This window comes from Curtobacterium sp. MCPF17_047, from assembly GCF_003234045.1.
In the GTDB taxonomy this organism is placed as follows: domain Bacteria; phylum Actinomycetota; class Actinomycetes; order Actinomycetales; family Microbacteriaceae; genus Curtobacterium.
On the sequence record NZ_QKSF01000033.1, the window covers coordinates 1 to 890 of the forward strand.

General features: G+C 67.8%; 1 rRNA gene and 1 pseudogene. Both read left to right on the forward strand.

The features are described from left to right. Positions 1–99 (forward strand): 5S ribosomal RNA (gene rrf, locus DEJ33_RS16785); the annotation flags it as partial. A 524-nt stretch (positions 100–623) separates the two neighbouring features. Further along, positions 624–890 (forward strand): annotated as a pseudogene (locus DEJ33_RS17795) (hypothetical protein); the annotation flags it as partial.

Consider the following 890-nt stretch of genomic DNA (forward strand, 5'->3'; position numbering starts at 1 on the left):
AGGGAAACGCCCGGTCACATTCCGAACCCGGAAGCTAAGCCTCTCAGCGCCGATGGTACTGCAAGGGGGACCTTGTGGGAGAGTAGGACGCCGCCGGACTTCTTTTCATGAAAACCCCTGACACGGGGAGCATCCGCTCCCCATGTCAGGGGTTTTCTGCATTCCACTTGCTGTCCATTTCGCCGTCGAGTCCACCATCGGCATCCTGAGGGAGCATGCGGCCCTCCACCGTCGCGGTTGGGTGAGTGAGCTCGCGGGCAGCGAACTCGTGCAACTTTTGTTGCCTCGAGGTTGAGGGCCGACGGGAGTGATGGTGATGATGAGCTGCAGCTGCACTGGGAGCTGACTGCTGTCGAGCGATGGCAGGCTCCTGTCGTCCGTGGCACTTCTCCGTTCCTCGCGTCAACTGACGTGATCGCCGAGCAGAGTCTCGAAGCCCGGGGCCCGGAAGCGTCGCTCTGGACGCTCGCCTTTGCCGTTACAGCCGGAGCTCGCAGCGTGCGGTCCAGCCCTGATCCTCACGAGTAGCTTCGTGCTGTTGCTCGAGTCCTGCGGTGTCACGGAAGGGTCCCTTGCCAGTGCGCCCGCACCGGGCCGTCAGGTGCTTTTCCGCGACCGCGCTGGTGAAGCGGGGCGCCGGCGACGGTGGCTTGGCGTCACTTCGCGGCAGTTTCTGGTCGTTGCGATCGTCCAGGAAGAGGGCGATCATCGGCCCAGAGCCCAGAGCCCAGAGCCCAGAGCCCGGAGCCCGGAGCCCGGAGCCCGGAGCCCGGAGCCCGGAGCCCGGAGCCCGGAGCCCGGAGCCCGGAGCCCGGAGCCCGGAGCCCGGAGCCCGGAGCCCGGAGCCCGGAGCCCGGAGCCCGGAGCCCGGAGCCCGGAGCCCGGAGCCC